This is a genomic window from Actinoplanes sp. CA-131856, from assembly GCF_050956135.1.
In the GTDB taxonomy this organism is placed as follows: domain Bacteria; phylum Actinomycetota; class Actinomycetes; order Mycobacteriales; family Micromonosporaceae; genus Actinoplanes.
This window is the reverse complement of the sequence record NZ_CP191849.1, coordinates 2,384,217-2,397,959: the sequence shown is the minus strand read 5'-3', so window position 1 is coordinate 2,397,959 and position 13,743 is coordinate 2,384,217. Positions and strand designations below refer to the sequence as shown.

Annotated in this window: 12 protein-coding genes; 7 read left to right on the top strand and 5 right to left on the bottom strand. The window is 68.1% G+C overall.

Annotation, left to right across the window (positions count from 1 at the left end; translation table 11 throughout):
* Positions 1–2: 2 nt before the first annotated feature.
* Positions 3–1,550, top strand: coding sequence for a glycoside hydrolase family 140 protein (locus ACQP2X_RS11520; protein ID WP_498696212.1), 1,548 nt, complete (start codon positions 3–5; stop codon positions 1,548–1,550).
* On the opposite strand, the gene ACQP2X_RS11515 is transcribed toward ACQP2X_RS11520, so the two are convergent.
* From ACQP2X_RS11515 to ACQP2X_RS11505, 3 genes are all read right to left on the bottom strand, one after another.
* On the bottom strand, positions 1,504–2,688 hold the full coding sequence (locus ACQP2X_RS11515; RefSeq protein WP_498696211.1) for a PQQ-dependent sugar dehydrogenase: 1,185 nt from the start codon (positions 2,686–2,688) through the stop codon (positions 1,504–1,506). The two genes, ACQP2X_RS11520 and ACQP2X_RS11515, sit on opposite strands and share 47 nt — an antisense overlap.
* Positions 2,689–2,791: 103 nt before the next feature.
* On the bottom strand, positions 2,792–4,450 hold the full coding sequence (locus tag ACQP2X_RS11510) for a DUF262 domain-containing protein (RefSeq protein ID WP_498696210.1): 1,659 nt from the start codon (positions 4,448–4,450) through the stop codon (positions 2,792–2,794).
* Between the two features lie 193 nt (positions 4,451–4,643).
* Positions 4,644–5,231, bottom strand: coding sequence for an SPL family radical SAM protein (locus ACQP2X_RS11505; protein WP_498696209.1), 588 nt, complete (start codon positions 5,229–5,231; stop codon positions 4,644–4,646).
* 80 nt (positions 5,232–5,311) lie between these two features.
* Here ACQP2X_RS11505 and ACQP2X_RS11500 point away from each other — a divergent pair, with 80 nt between their 5' ends.
* Both ACQP2X_RS11500 and ACQP2X_RS11495 read left to right on the top strand, forming a co-directional pair.
* Positions 5,312–6,016, top strand: coding sequence for a cysteine hydrolase family protein (locus tag ACQP2X_RS11500; RefSeq protein WP_498696208.1), 705 nt, complete (start codon positions 5,312–5,314; stop codon positions 6,014–6,016).
* On the top strand, positions 6,013–6,627 hold the full coding sequence (locus ACQP2X_RS11495; RefSeq protein WP_498696207.1) for a DNA-3-methyladenine glycosylase family protein: 615 nt from the start codon (positions 6,013–6,015) through the stop codon (positions 6,625–6,627). Before ACQP2X_RS11500 ends, ACQP2X_RS11495 begins: the two co-directional genes overlap by 4 nt.
* A 1-nt stretch (position 6,628) precedes the next feature.
* Here ACQP2X_RS11495 and ACQP2X_RS11490 read toward each other — a convergent pair whose 3' ends face one another.
* On the bottom strand, positions 6,629–8,089 hold the full coding sequence (locus tag ACQP2X_RS11490) for a cellulase family glycosylhydrolase (protein ID WP_498696206.1): 1,461 nt from the start codon (positions 8,087–8,089) through the stop codon (positions 6,629–6,631).
* 122 nt (positions 8,090–8,211) lie between these two features.
* Positions 8,212–9,393: an endo-1,4-beta-xylanase gene (locus ACQP2X_RS11485; RefSeq protein WP_498696205.1), complete on the bottom strand. Its 1,182-nt coding sequence runs from the start codon at positions 9,391–9,393 to the stop codon at positions 8,212–8,214.
* A 110-nt stretch (positions 9,394–9,503) separates the two neighbouring features.
* On the opposite strand from ACQP2X_RS11485, the gene ACQP2X_RS11480 reads away from it, so the two are divergent.
* From ACQP2X_RS11480 to ACQP2X_RS11465, 4 genes are all read left to right on the top strand, one after another.
* Positions 9,504–10,526 carry a LacI family DNA-binding transcriptional regulator gene (locus ACQP2X_RS11480; protein WP_498696204.1) on the top strand — a complete coding sequence of 341 codons (1,023 nt, stop codon included), beginning with the start codon at positions 9,504–9,506 and terminating at the stop codon, positions 10,524–10,526.
* 169 nt (positions 10,527–10,695) lie between these two features.
* On the top strand, positions 10,696–12,069 hold the full coding sequence (locus ACQP2X_RS11475) for an ABC transporter substrate-binding protein (protein ID WP_498696203.1): 1,374 nt from the start codon (positions 10,696–10,698) through the stop codon (positions 12,067–12,069).
* Complete coding sequence (locus tag ACQP2X_RS11470) at positions 12,066–12,944, top strand: carbohydrate ABC transporter permease (RefSeq protein WP_498696202.1); 879 nt, start codon at positions 12,066–12,068, stop codon at positions 12,942–12,944. The genes ACQP2X_RS11475 and ACQP2X_RS11470 overlap by 4 nt, the downstream gene beginning before the upstream one ends.
* The gene (locus tag ACQP2X_RS11465; protein ID WP_498696201.1) at positions 12,944–13,738 is read left to right on the top strand and encodes a carbohydrate ABC transporter permease; all 795 of its coding nucleotides are present in this window, start codon (positions 12,944–12,946) and stop codon (positions 13,736–13,738) included. Before ACQP2X_RS11470 ends, ACQP2X_RS11465 begins: the two co-directional genes overlap by 1 nt.
* Positions 13,739–13,743 lie beyond the last annotated feature (5 nt).

Here is a 13,743-nt window from a genome sequence, read left to right as displayed (position 1 = left end):
ACATGAAGATCCGCGCCTGGCGCGAAACCGAGATCACGCTGACCGCCGAGACCGCCGTCCCCGATCCCTACACGTCGGTCGAGGTGTGGGCGGACTTCACCCACACCGACGGAACGGTGCTGCGCCGGCCGGCGTTCTGGGACGGCGGCCGGACCTGGCGCGTGCGCTTCGCCTCGCCGGCCGGCCACGGCACCTGGCGATGGACCACCACCGCCACCGTGCCCGATCTCGGCCTGCACGCGGTCTCCGGCCACCTCGACGTCGCCCCGTCCGGCGGCGCCGATCCGTTGCTCCGCCACGGATTTTGGCGGATGTCCCCCGGCGGCCGCAGCCTCGTGCACGCCGACGGAACGCCGGCGCTGCTCGTGGCCGACACCGCGTGGGCGCTGCCGTGGCGGGCGACCGAGGAGGACGTACGTCTTTACGCCCGCGACCGCGCCGCCAAAGGCTTCAACGCCGTCCTGCTCATGACGGTGCAGCCCGACATGCGCGCGACCGGGCCCCGCGACCGCGGCGCCGACGAGGGCTTCGACGTCGGTTTCGAAGACCTGCCGGCGGGCCGGCTCACCGAGCTGAACCCCGCGTACTTCCAATACCTGGACCGGCTTCTCGGCATCCTGCGCGATCACGGCATCGTCCCCGTCCTGCAACCGGTCTTCCAGGGCTTCGGCTGGAAGGGACTGGACGTCGCCGGCACCGTCGTCCCACCCGGCGAGTACGCGCGGTACTGCCGATATCTGGTGGCCCGGTACGGCGCCCGCCCGGCCGTCTATCTGGTCGGCGCCGACGGCTCGGGCACCGAACCGCAGATCGAGGCCGGCGGCCGGGCGGTGCACGACAGCGACTGCTACGGGCAGCCGACCGGCATCCACTACCGGCCCCACGCCCGCGCCAACGCCCATCAGGACGCGCCCTGGCTCGATTTCCAGTGGTGCCAGACCGGCCACGGTGGCGAACACGTGCCGGAACGGGTGGCCGGCATGTGGCACGAGACGCCGGTCAAGGCGGTCGCCAACGGCGAGCCCAGCTACGAGCGCACCGGCCATCCGGATCTCGCGGCGGGCTGGTGGCAGGGACACGAGGCGTGGAGCAACCTGTGCGCCGGTTCCACGATGGGCGTGGTCTACGGGGCGGCGAACATCTGGCAGTGGGTGCACCGCGACGGGGAGCCCGGCCACGCGCCGTACTTCCTGGGCCCGAAGGGAAGCTGGCGGGACGCGCTGAACTACGAGGGCTCTTCGTACGTCGGCCTGGTCGGCCGCATCCTCCAAGGTGCGCCGACCACCGACATGGCCCCGGACTGGGAGACGTTCCTCAGCCCGCGCGGTCTGCGGGTCCCGGGACGGCTGCACATCGTGTACCTCGAGGACGGCGGCCCACTGCGGATGGTGGCGGATCGCGGAACGCCACCGGACTACCGGATCGTCGACCCGAGAACCGGGCGCGTGACCGCCACCGGACGGCTGTCCCCGGCCATCGACACCGGCCGGGGACCCCGCGTGGTCATCTTCGGAGGTGGACCCGGCTCACCACTCCCGGAAGATCGCTGAGCACGTACAGCTCACCGTTCACGTCGGCGCCGAAGGCGGTCGGCTGGGTCGGGAGATTGCCGATCGTGGCCGACTCGTAGCCGCCACCGGGCTTGGGACGCACGGCGAAGGCGAGGGTCGAGCAGTAGTCGCTCGCAAGATAGGTGCCCCGGGCCTCGGGGGTCTCCGATCCCCGGTAGACCAGGCCGCCGGTCACCGAGCAGCTCTCGGTCATGTAGTGCTCGTACTCGAAGACGGGATCGACGTAGCGCACGCCGGGCCGGCATTGCTCCGGGTCGAAGACGGGGGTGCCTTCCTTGCAGGACCAGCCGAGATTCGACCCACCCTGCCAGGGGCGGATGTGGTTGATCTCCTCGACCAGCCCTTGGCCGACGTCGCCGATCCACAGCGAGTTGTCGATGTCGATGGAGAAGCGCCAGGGGTTGCGCAGCCCGTAGAGCCAGATCTCGGGCCGGGCGCCGGTTGTGCGCACGAACGGGTTGCCGGCGGGCACGCAGTACGGCTTGGCGCCGCAGGCACGGTTCACGTCGATCCGTACGATCTTGCCCAGCAGCGTGCCGAGATCCTGGCCCGACTTGAACGGGTCGTTGGCGTGCCCGCCGTCGCCGGTGGACCAGTAGAGAAGACCATCGCGGCCGAAGGCGACCTGCCCGCCGTTGTGGTTGCCGTATTCGGCGTGGTCCTGGGTGAGCAGAACCTGAAGCCGTTCCGGGGCGTTGATGGGCAGTCGGGCCAAGGTGAGAGCCCCGGCGGGCAGGCTGGTGTAGGCCACGTAGAGCATGCCGGTCCGCGCGAAGTTCGGCGCGGGGGTGATGCCGAGAAGCCCCCGCTCGTTGTCGGAGGTGTCGACCAGCGCGCTGAGATCGAGCACCGGATCAGCCGCCAGCCCGGTGTCGGGATGGTAGGAGCGGACGGTGCCGGCTTTCTCGGCGATGAGCATCCGCCCGTCGGCCAGCCCGGTGATGGCAACGGGCCGCCGCAGACCATAGGCCACCTGCTCGGATTCCACGCTCAGCTCGGCGAGAGGCACCGCCCGCACGCGGGAGGCCCCCGCCGCCGACGCCGACGTGAGCACCGACGGAACAAGAAGGAGCAGCCCGGCCAGCATAGTGACCGCACGACGACGCCCTAGCGACATGTTCGACCCCTCCATCCGTCGGTGATTGAGCTGGGAGCGCTCCCAGACAGGGTCGCACCAAACCTCTCGGATATCAACCGATGTCTATGGATTCACTCCATGATCACGGGTTCTTCAGCACGATCTCGGCGAACTCCTCCGTGCGTTGACGGATGAGATCCGGCGTCCAGGCGGCATATTTGAGCACCTGCACGCTCCGCGGAAAGTCGGAGACCCGGTCCGCGAGATACGTCGCCTTCTTGTCCTCGAACTCCTTCCGACCGGCGGAGGAGTTCTTGCTCTTACTCAACAGAACCAGGTTCCCGGCGGTGTCCACCAACTTGGCGTGCTCCTCGGACGGGAAGCTCGCGGCCCAGGCACTGCCCGGCTTCGGGTTCTGCGGAAGCACGTGCTCAATGGAGCGAACGTGGAAGTGGTGCGGGTGGTCCAGTTCACTGGTGACGATCTCCGCGCGTACGAGCAGGTACTTGGCGTGGCCGGCACCGTAGAAGTGCTCCGACCGGCAGGCCGCCTCGATGTGGCTCAGGTCGACGCCGATGCCGTCGATGACCTCTTGCGCTGACGTGGCCCTTTGGATGTCTTTCAGAATTTTCGTGTACGTGCCATATCGCTCGTCCTTCCGCACCGCCTGCACCCAGTGATCCAGGTAGACCTTCTCTATCGCCAGCATGAAATCGTACAAGTTGGCCTTGCCGAACTTGTCGGCGAAGTAGATGAGGCAGGCCTTCCACTCGGATGCGGGGAAATGTTCGACCATGGCGCCCATCATCGTCCGGTATTCGACGTGAACATCGACTGGCGTGTCCAGGTAGTCCCGATCGACGAAAAGGCGGTCGTAAAGATCCACGTATTTCGTCAGCTCTTCGATGAACTGCGCGCCAGGCTTGGGGGAATCACCCTTGCCCAGGATCCGGTCGACGAACTCCGTGTGCAGGTCGGTCGCGGGCTTGTCTTTCGTGTAGATCAGACGCAGAAGATGGAAGATATCCTCGAACCTGGACTCGCCAAGTTGAGTCTCCATGTCCTCCCACTTCTGCGCGTACTTGACTCGCGCATCCGAGTTGGGCATCCGGATCGGATCGAGGTTGTACGCCTTGAGGACGTCGATGCGGCGCAGCTGCTTGCCACGGTCGTTGACCACGGTGAAAAGCTGGAAGGCGTCCTCGAACGAGTCCGTGGCCAGGTAGATGAACGTGCATTCACCGTTGACGAAGACCGCGAACTTCTTGAGGATGTCCGGCGGCATGGTCCTGAGCTTCTCCCAGAAGACCTGCCGGGCCGACTCGTACCGTCCACCGGCGGCGGTGCTGGCGTTGAACTCCGAGACGGGCTTCTCGGTGGCGCCGATCGTTCCTATGAGCGCGTTGAAGACGCCCTGGTCTTTGACCTGGAGCCGATTCTTGGCGGGAATCCCGTCAAGCGTGTTCTCCTGCTCGTAGATTTTGGCATGAAGCTCGTTGGCCAACTTCTCCTCGCCGTTGTCACGGACAGCGTCGCGTATGCAGGCCAGGAGGATGCAAAGTGCCGTGAGCCGCTGCTGTCCATCCACAACGTCGTACTCGGATCCCGGCTGCTTCTGGAGAACGAGAGTTCCGAGGAAATACTGCTCGTCCCACTTCGTGTCGGCGAGATCGTCGATCAGATTGGTGAAGTCCTCGTCATCCCACATGAAAGGGCGCTGGTACTCCGGAATCCGGAAGAAGAAATCCTGGGAGAACAACTTCTTGACCGAGAGCATGCCGCTCTCGAGTTGCTTGGTCATCGCAAGCCCTCCACTCAACACCCGCCGCCCGCTCGTGGGCTCTGCACGGGGGAAGACTACGAGATTGAGCGCTGCTGTCTACAGTGCCCGTTTCGTTGGGTCCAAAGGGGCGTTCGGCTTGGCCGAGTCTGCATTCATGCGACTACCAGTCGCGAGACAACATTACTCATGTACAGATCTGTCGCGCACCGATTCAGTCGAACAGTGTCGGCTCCGTTGGTCTGATTGTCGGGGAACGGCGGCCCCGCAAGGCGAATCTGTCCGACGTGGCCGCGTCCGGCACGGGCAGGCCGTGCCGTCGCAAAGACCGGTGGACGCGAGCCCGTACGAGGTCGCGGTAATGCCGTGGCGTCTCCGCCCCCTGGGCGTACAGCTCCCCGTATCTGTCCAGAAGGCCTGGGTGCTCGCGCCTGAGCCAGAAGAAGAAAAGCTCCTTGACGCCACTCGCCAGATAGAGCGACGTCGGCAACACCGCACCGGCCCCGGCGCCGGTCAGCGTGCCGATCAGGTCGTCCAGCTGCTCGGCGCTGTCGGTCAGCTCCGGCAGGATCGGGGCCACGAACACGGTCGGCGCGAATCCGGCGTCCCGCATGGCCCGAAGGGTCTTCAAGCGGGCGCCGGTGGGCGGGGTGCCCGGCTCCAGGGAGCGCTGCAGCCTCTCGTCGAGGAACGCGATCGACATGCCCAGCTCGACGTTCACCCGCCGGGAGGCCGCGGCCAGCTGGTCGAGGTCACGCCGGATCAACGGCCCCTTGGTGAGGATCGAGAACGAGATTCCCACGCTGGTGATGGCTTCCAGGATCGGGGCATGGCGCGCCTACTTTTTCCAGGCCCTTGGAGCAACGAAATAAGGAACCGGAAATGAGCAAGCCGTTCACGCACCACAAGCCCGAGATGGAACTCGTCAGGCGCCGGACCGCTCTCGTGGTCACCGACCTGCAGAACGAGTTCTTCCGCCCCGAGGGGACGACGTACTACGAGCTCATCGCCGACTCGCTGGCCGAGCGCAACGTCCCCGACCACCTGGAGGACCTGCTGAGGGCGGCCAAGGAGAACGACATCCACGTCATCCACTCGCCGCACTTCTTCTATACGCCGGACGGCCAGTGGAGCGCCCCGGCCGGCGAGATCGGCGACTATCTGCTGAACTCGCCGAACCATTTCGTCTTCCGCCAGGACTCGATCGAGCTCGACGGATTCGCCGATTCCAGCGCCGACTTCCCCGAGCGGTACAAGCCCTATCTCAAGGACGGAAAGACCGCGAACACGTCGCCGCACCGGCTGTTCTCGACCCGCCACAACGACATCGAGCTCCAGCTGCGCATGCGCCGCGTCGAGACCGTCGTCATGGCCGGCCCGGCCGGCAACATGTGCCTGGAGGCGCACATGCGCGACATCATCGAGATGGGCTTCCAGGTCGCCATGGTCCGCGACGCCGTCGGCGGCGGCGTCAACGAGGAGGGCGACGGTTACGTGGCCGCCATGGTGAACTGGCGCTACCTGGCGCACGCGCTGTGGACCACCGAGGACACGGTCGAGCGCATGACGGCGCTGGGAGGCCGATGACGGCACGAACCTTCACCGAGGCCGAGCTTCCCGCGCTCTGCGACGAGCTCGGCTCCCGCGACCCCCGGCTGCGATACGTCGTGGACGAGTTCGGCTATCCACCGTTCTGGAGCCGCCCCAACACCTTCGAGTCGCTCGTCTGGTTCATCCTCGAGCAGCAGGTCTCGTTGGCCTCCGCCAAGGCCGCCCTCGAGAAGTTGCGGGAGCGGGTCGGGCTCATCACCCCGGAGAACGTGCTGGCGCTGAGCGACGAGGAACTGCGGGCAGCCTCCTTCAGCCGGCAGAAGACCGCCTATGTCCGTGGCCTCGCGCGGGAGATCGCCGACGGCCTTCTCGATCTCGCGGATCTCGAAGGCCGTTCCGACGACGCGATCCGGGAACGCCTGGTGCAGCTGAAAGGCATCGGCAACTGGACTGTCGACGTCTACCTGATCCTCGTCCTTCATCGAGCGGATCTGTTCCCGGTCGGCGACCTGGCCGCGGTCAACGGGCTCAGGCGACTGAACGGGCTGCCACGTACGGCCACGATCGATGACGTGACAGCCGTCTGGGCTCCTCATCGCACCGTCGGCACGATGATCGTCTGGCACTACTACCTGAGCCGGGCCTGAGTCAGGAACCGGCCAGCTTCACGTCGTCGAACCAGACCGAGCCCTTGTTGGCGCCGGACTTCAGGTGCAGCTGGAGTCCGGCGGCGCCGGCCGGGGCCTTCGCGGCGACGGTCAGCCGGGTCCAGCCGGTGGTTCCGGTCGGCAGGGTGGCCGAGCCGGCGCCGCCGAGCCAGCGGCCGTTCACGTCGAACCAGCTCAGGGCCACCTGGGTCGTTCCGGTGGCCGCCGTGCCACGGGCCCACGCCTCGGCCCGCCAGGTCTGGCCGGGGCGTACGGGTGCGAGGGGCGCGACCCGGTACGACGGCAAGCCGGCCGCGTTCTTGCCGGTGCGGGCCAGCCTCACCGACCCCTTGCCGGACCGGGCGACGTTGCCCACCTTGGTGGCCGCGCCCAGTTCGGGCATGAACGTGGTCCACGGCGTCTGACCGACCGGGTTCTCGAAGCCCAGGTCCAGCGCGCTCGCCGGGTACGCCTTGCCCGTCCAGGCCGCCTTCACCACGGCGGCCGCCGGCTTGGCGCTGCCGTTGGCCCGGTACAGCCCGAAGGCGTACTGGGCCGCCGATTTCGCCACCGCCGAAGGCGGGATCGCGCCCGTGCGGAAGTCGTTCAGCGTCCACGGCGCGACCGAGCGCACGCCGGCCGCGGCGGCGCCCTGGAACACCCGGGCCAGATAGGCCGCCTGCTCGCCCTCGCTGGTCGTCCGGGTGCTGGCGCCGGTCTCGCCGATCACCAGCGGGGACGGCGCGACGGCGGCCTGGGCCTGGCGGATGAGGGCCAGGGCGTTCTGCGAGTTGCCGTAGAAGTGATAGTCGTAGTAGTCCAGCGGGGTCGCCCCGAGCATCGTCTTCAGCTTCTTCAGACCGGCGACACCGGCCTGCCCGCTCACCGAGATCGTCACCGGTGTGGCCGGCACGACCGCCCGTACCACCGGAAGAAGTTTCCTGGCCCAGGCCACCGCGGCCGCGTTGGACGGGTCGAGCTCGTTCTGCAGGCCGATCGAAATGACGCGCTTGTCGTTGCGGTAGGGCGCGAGGATCGCCCGGGCCCAGGTGCTGCTGCCGGCGATGTCGGAGTAGCCGTTCCACCAGTCGAACAGGGTCAGCTTCACCGTCAGGCCGTGCCGGCCGGCCAGCGCGACGAACCGGGCCAGCTTCGCCGTGTACTCGGGCTTGGGCGCCGGATAGCCGAACACCGTGGGGAAGATGATGGCGCGGACGCTGGTGGCGCCCAGCGATCGGGCCTTGGCGAAGTCGGCGTCGAGCACGGCCGGGTCGAACGCGGTCCACATCCGGGTCCAGCCGGCCCCCGACGGGTAGTAGTTGATCTGCTTGGCCGTCGTGACCGCGGCCATCCGCCCGGCCAGGGTCGGCGTGGCGGCCGCCGACGCCGGAACCTCGGCCAGCGGTGACGCGGTGAGCAGAGCGCTGGCGAGTCCCAGAGCGAGCGCGGCGGCCTTGCGCATGAACAGATCAGCCCTTCACGGTCCGGCGGAGTGATGACCTCTCCAGTCGGCGGCGAGGGCGGCCCGGGCGAGATGAAGCGCCCGCCGATTCGGGTGCCAATCGGGGGTAGTCCGGTGGACGCCTACGCGGAGATCGTGAAGGGCGTGCCGTCGACGTCGTAGTCGCCGTGGAAACCGCGGACCCGGATGGCGCCGTCGGCGTCGGTGCGCATCTCGGTCGGCGGCAGCCACCACTCGCCCTTGATCAAAGATTCGAGGGCGCCGTACGACGGTTTGCGGCTCCCGTCCGCGCGGAGCAGCCCGACCGGCGCGCCCAGCCAGGCGCCGTTGTCGGTGATGCCCCAGTAGTTGATGGCGGCGACGGCCGGGTGCGCGACGAGCGACCGGTAATGCCGGGTGATCTCGTCGGCCTGCCGGGCCTCGCCCTCCTCGGTGCTGGGCCAGGACGGGATCCGGTAGTCGTTAAGGTCCTTGATCTCGGGCGGCATCAGGTGGCCGGAGACGATGGTGGTCTCGGTCAGGTGCAGCGGCAGGCCGTACCGGGCGAACCGGTCGAGCATCCGGCCCATGTACTCCTCGCCGCGGTAGCCCTGGTGCATGTGGGTCTGCAGGCCGATCGCGTCGACCTGGACGCCCGCCTCGAGCACGGCCTCGATCAGGCATTCGTACGCCGAGGTCAGGTCGAAGTCGTTGATCAGCAGGGTGGCGCCGGGGTTGGCCGCCCGCGCCTCCTCGAAGGCCATCCGCACCATCGCGATCCGGCCCTTCCGCCAGGCCAGCGGGGTGATCGCGTTGTCGCCGTTGGCGAAGACCGGCATGATCACCGCCTCGTTTATCGCGTCCCAGATGTCGATCAGGCCGGCGAAGCCTCCCGCGAGGTCGCGGATCCGCGCGCGCAGCAGCCGTTCGGTCTCGTCGGCGGGCAGGTCGAGCAGCCAGTCGGGCTGGACCGTGTGCCACACCAGGGGATGGCCCTTGACGGTCACGCCCCGCTCGGTGAGGTAGCGGGCGGCCGCGGTGAGACGTTCGCGGTCGGTCCGGCCCCGGCGCGGCTCGTAGCCACCCCAGTAGAACGGCAGGGTCGCGGTGTTGAACAGGTTGGTGAACTCCGCGGCCAGGGTCTCGAGGTCGAGCCCGGCGGCGCCGCCGAAAACGGACGGGCCGCCGGCCAGGAAGTCGAAGCCGATGTTGCCGAACGAGAAGGCGTGGCGGACCTGCCGGACGGTGACCACGTGGCCGGGAAGCGGCCGCCCCGCGGCGTCGCGGACGATGACTGTCGTTTCGCCGATCCTGTGCTCGAACATCCGGCCACCCTCGAAGAAAAGTTTCGCTGATAATTGCGAAAGTGTCGTTCGATCGGGAGCATAGGAGCGGCCGTACGGCAAGGTCAAGACCCACGGATAAGGTGATGCGCATGCCCAGCGAGCCCTCTGACCGGTCCCGAGCGACTCTGGCCGAGGTCGCGTCGCTCGCGGGCGTCACGGTGTCCACCGTCTCCAAGGTCCTCAACGGGCGGTCCGGCGTCTCCGGCGAGACCCGCGCGCGCATCGAGGCCCTGCTCCAGGACCAGGACTATCGCCACCGCGCCTCGAAACGGCAGGCGGCGCCGCTGCTCGAGGTCCTCTGCTACGAGATCGACAGCCCGTTCGCGGGCGAGGCGCTGGCCGGCATCGAGCAGGCCGCTCGGCAGCGGCGGGTCGGCATGGTGCTGACCAGCGCCACCGAGCGGCAGCGGCCGTACGAGGAGTGGGTCGAGGACGTGGTGCGCCGCCAGCCGGTCGGCGTCGTCCTGGTCGCCGCCTCGCTGGCCGAGGCCGATCTCCAGCGGCTGCGCTCGCGCTCGATCCCGCTGGTCGCGATCGACCCGGCCGGCGATCCGGCCCCGGGCGTGCCGTCGGTCGGCTCGGCCGACTGGAACGGCGGATTTCAGGCCACCCGTCACCTGATCGAGCTGGGTCACCGTCGCATCGGCATCATCACCGGGCCGCACGACATGATGGCCTCCACGGCCCGTCTCTCCGGCTATCGGGCCGCCCTCGACGCGGCCGGCCTGCCGGTCGACCCCGAGCTGATCCGGCCGGGCGAGTTCCACCACGCCGACGGCCTCGAACAGGGCCGGCGCCTGCTCGATCTCGCCGACCGCCCGACCGCGATCTTCGCCTCGTCCGACCTGTACGCCCTCGGCGTCTACGAGGCGGCCCGCTCGGCCGGGCTGACCATCCCGGGCGACCTGTCAGTGGTCGGCTACGACGATCTGCCCATCGCCCGCTGGGCCGGCCCGCCGATGACCACCGTGCGCGTGCCGCTGGCGGCCATGGCCGACCAGGCCGTCCAGCTGGTGCTGCGCCTGGCCGACGAGCCGGGCCTCGCCTTCAGCCGCATCGACATCGACACGTCGCTGGTCGTGCGCGGCAGCACCACCGCTCCCCGAGCCTAAGAAAGTTTCTTGGAAATCAAGAAAGCTTGACGAGCAAGTTTCGCGCGGCCTACTCTCGCCCCAGCACCGCTTCTCGCAGGCTTTTTCCTGCATCCCACGCCGATGACACCGGCGTTCAGCGCGCCCGCTCACCGGCCAGAAACTTTCGCGCCGCTCCACTGGAGGGTTCATGCGACTCCTGCCCCCGTCCCGCCTCCGGCCCCTCTCGGCTCTCGCCGTCGCCGCGCTCGCCGTCTCCGCCCTCGTGGCCTGCGGCGACTCCGGCGACGAGACTTCGAGCGCCAGCGCCACCTCCGGCACCGTCGACTGGTGGGGCTGGACCCCGACCGACAACGCGACCGCCGAGACCTACATCAGCGCGTTCAACAAGCAGTTCCCGGACATCAAGGTCAACTACAAGCTGGTCAACATCTCGGACTGGGTGGCGGCGCTGCGGCCGGCGCTCGCCTCGGGCAAGGGCCCGGACGTGTTCGACATGCAGCCCGGGGCGTACGTCTCGCAGTTCAAGTCGTTCGCCGAGGATCAGACCGCGCTGGCCCAGGAGGCGCTCGGTGCCGACTGGAAATCCAAGGTCGCCCCGATCGGCGTCAGCGGCCTCACCGCCGACGGCAAGCTGACCGCGATGCCGGTCGGCTCGGTCTACGCCGGCATGCTGTGGGCCAACGGCGACATCTTCAAGAAGTACGGGCTAACGCCGCCGAAGACCCTGGCCGAGTGGAAGAGCGTCTGCGCCACGCTCAAGCAGCACAAGGTCGGCTGCTTCGTGCAGGGCGCCGCGCAGGAGGGCTTCGACCAGGACACCCTCCAGTCGATCGCCAACTCCGTGCAGCCCGGCCTGTGGACCAAGGCGTCGAGCGGCGACGCCAAGTGGAACGACCCGGGCATCGTCAAGACCCTGGCCATCTGGAAGGACCTGTTCGACTCCGGGATCATGCAGGAGGGCGCGATCGGCTACCAGCAGTACCCGGACGCCAACAACGACTTCCTCACCGGCAAGTACGCCATGGTCATGATGGGCACCTGGTACACGCAGTACGCGACGACCAAGGCGATGACCGCGGCGCTCGGCGCGGCCGGGGTCAGCGGGGCCAAACCCTTCCCGATCATCCCGGTCGCCTTCCCCGACGTGGCCGGGGCCGGCAACACCAGCGGCATGTACGGCGACGCCGACTTCGGCCTGGCCATCTCGACCAAGTCCAAGGTGAAGCCGGCCGCGCAGACCTTCGTGAAGTGGATGACCACCTCCAAGGAGGGCCAGCAGGCGATCGCCGACCAGCTGAACGACCTGCCCGCCCTCAAGGGCGTCGAACCGGACTTCGACAGCATCCAGCTGGTCGACCCGGCCACCCAGAAAGCGCCGGTGGAGAAGCTCATCGAGCAGGCCGGCACGATCACCGAACCCCGTGAGGCGCTGCTCAACGCCGACGTGCAGAACGGCATCCTGGCCGCGGCGACGTCGGTGGCGACCGGCAAGGCGACACCCGAGCAGGCGGCCGAGGAGCTCCAGAAGGCGGCCGAAGCCGCGGGAGTGACCTTCAAATGAGGCGGCCGCCCGGCCTGCCCTGGATCCTTCCCGCGCTGGTGCTCAGCGTCGGCCTGATCTACTACGCGATCGGCTACACCGGCTATATCTCGACCCTGAACTGGGACGGGATCAGCCCCGGCCCGGAGCACCTGGGCCTGCGGAACTACACCCGGATCTTCCAGGACCCGGTGTTCTGGGCCGCCGTCCGGCACACGGTGGTGTTCTTCGTGGTCACCTTCGTCGTCCAGACGGCCCTGGGGCTGGTGCTGGCCGTGCTCATGCACGCCAAGCTGCGCCTGGCCGGGCTGTACAAGGTGATCGTGTTCATCCCGGTCGTGCTGGCGCCGTCGATCATGGCGCCGGTCTTCCGGCACCTGTTCGCCCCCGACGGTGAGCTGAACTGGCTGCTCCAGCACGTGGGGCTGGGCTCGCTGGCCCAGCCCTGGATCGGGCAGACCAGCACCGCGCTGCCGGTCATCATGTTCATCACCATCTGGGAGTGGACCGGTGTCACGTTCGTCCTCTACTACGCGGCGATGACCCAGATCGACCCGTCGGTGCTGGAGGCGGCCCGGATGGACGGCGCCGGCAACCTGCGCACGCTGGTCAGCATCATCTGGCCCGAGATGCGGGGCACCACCGTCGCCCTGGGCATCCTGGGCGCGATCGGCGCCCTCAAGACCTTCGACGTGCCCTATCTGGTGACGATCGGCGGTCCGAACAACGCCACCGAGTTCCTCGGTACGTACATCTACCGGCAGACCATCCCCCTCAACCATGTGGGGTACGGGGCCGCCCTCTCGATCATCCTGCTCGTGGTGGCCCTGATCATGGCGCTGATCCTCCAGTTCGCAGGCCGGGAAAGAGCCGGCCGGGAGAGAGGGGCGCGCTGATGCTCTTCGAGGTCCGCACCCGGCTCGGCCGGGTCCTGCTCCAGATCGTGGCCACCATCCTCATCCTGCCGTTCCTGTTCCCGCTGATCGTGATGGTCAAGGGCGCCTTCGCCGGCGAGGGCGCGGCCGCCAACTTCGGCGCCGTGCTGCGGGTTCCCGGCTTCGCCCGGTTCTTCGGCAACAGCCTGATCATCGCGGCCGCCGTCATCGCGCTGGTCTACGTGGTCACGATGATGGCCGCGTTCGGCTTCTCGAAGCTGCACATCCGCGGCCGCGAGGTCTACTTCTGGCTGCTGCTGGCGTGCCTGACGCTGCCCGAGGTCGTCCTGCTGGCGCCGTTGTTCGTCACCGACACCAAGCTCGGCCTGTACGACACGTACTGGGCGGTGATCCTGCCTCTGTCGGCGCTCCAGGTGCCGTTCGCCGTGCTGCTGACCCGCAACTTCATCAACGGGCTGCCCAACGAGCTGTTCGAGGCGGCCCGCGTCGACGGGGCCAACTCGTGGCGCGGCTTCCGCTATCTCGTCATTCCGCTGACCCGGCCCATCGCGGCCGCGGTCATCATCTTCACCCTGGTCGCGGCCTGGAACGACTACCTCATGCCGCTGGTCTTCCTCCAGTCGCCCGACCTGCAGACGATCACGCTCGTCCCCCAGTTCTTCGTGGGCGAGTTCAGCAACGACCAGACCAAGATCCTGGCCGCCGCCGTGATCACCGCCATCCCCGAGGTCATCGCGTACCTCAGCCTCCAGCGCCTGTTCGAGCGCGGCCTCTCGGCCGGCGCCATCAAGTAAGGACA

Bases quoted from the DNA above. Each gene is read 5' to 3' on its own strand.
- ACQP2X_RS11485 (WP_498696205.1), bottom strand. From the start codon at position 9,393: ATGTTCGAGCACAGGATCGGCGAAACGACAGTCATCGTCCGCGACGCC.
- ACQP2X_RS11495 (WP_498696207.1), top strand. From the start codon at position 6,013: ATGACGGCACGAACCTTCACCGAGGCCGAGCTTCCCGCGCTCTGCGAC.
- ACQP2X_RS11490 (WP_498696206.1), bottom strand. From the start codon at position 8,089: ATGCGCAAGGCCGCCGCGCTCGCTCTGGGACTCGCCAGCGCTCTGCTC.
- ACQP2X_RS11480 (WP_498696204.1), top strand. From the start codon at position 9,504: ATGCCCAGCGAGCCCTCTGACCGGTCCCGAGCGACTCTGGCCGAGGTC.
- ACQP2X_RS11515 (WP_498696211.1), bottom strand. From the start codon at position 2,688: ATGTCGCTAGGGCGTCGTCGTGCGGTCACTATGCTGGCCGGGCTGCTC.
- ACQP2X_RS11520 (WP_498696212.1), top strand. From the start codon at position 3: ATGAAGATCCGCGCCTGGCGCGAAACCGAGATCACGCTGACCGCCGAG.
- ACQP2X_RS11470 (WP_498696202.1), top strand. From the start codon at position 12,066: ATGAGGCGGCCGCCCGGCCTGCCCTGGATCCTTCCCGCGCTGGTGCTC.
- ACQP2X_RS11510 (WP_498696210.1), bottom strand. From the start codon at position 4,450: ATGACCAAGCAACTCGAGAGCGGCATGCTCTCGGTCAAGAAGTTGTTC.
- ACQP2X_RS11500 (WP_498696208.1), top strand. From the start codon at position 5,312: ATGAGCAAGCCGTTCACGCACCACAAGCCCGAGATGGAACTCGTCAGG.
- ACQP2X_RS11465 (WP_498696201.1), top strand. From the start codon at position 12,944: ATGCTCTTCGAGGTCCGCACCCGGCTCGGCCGGGTCCTGCTCCAGATC.
- ACQP2X_RS11475 (WP_498696203.1), top strand. From the start codon at position 10,696: ATGCGACTCCTGCCCCCGTCCCGCCTCCGGCCCCTCTCGGCTCTCGCC.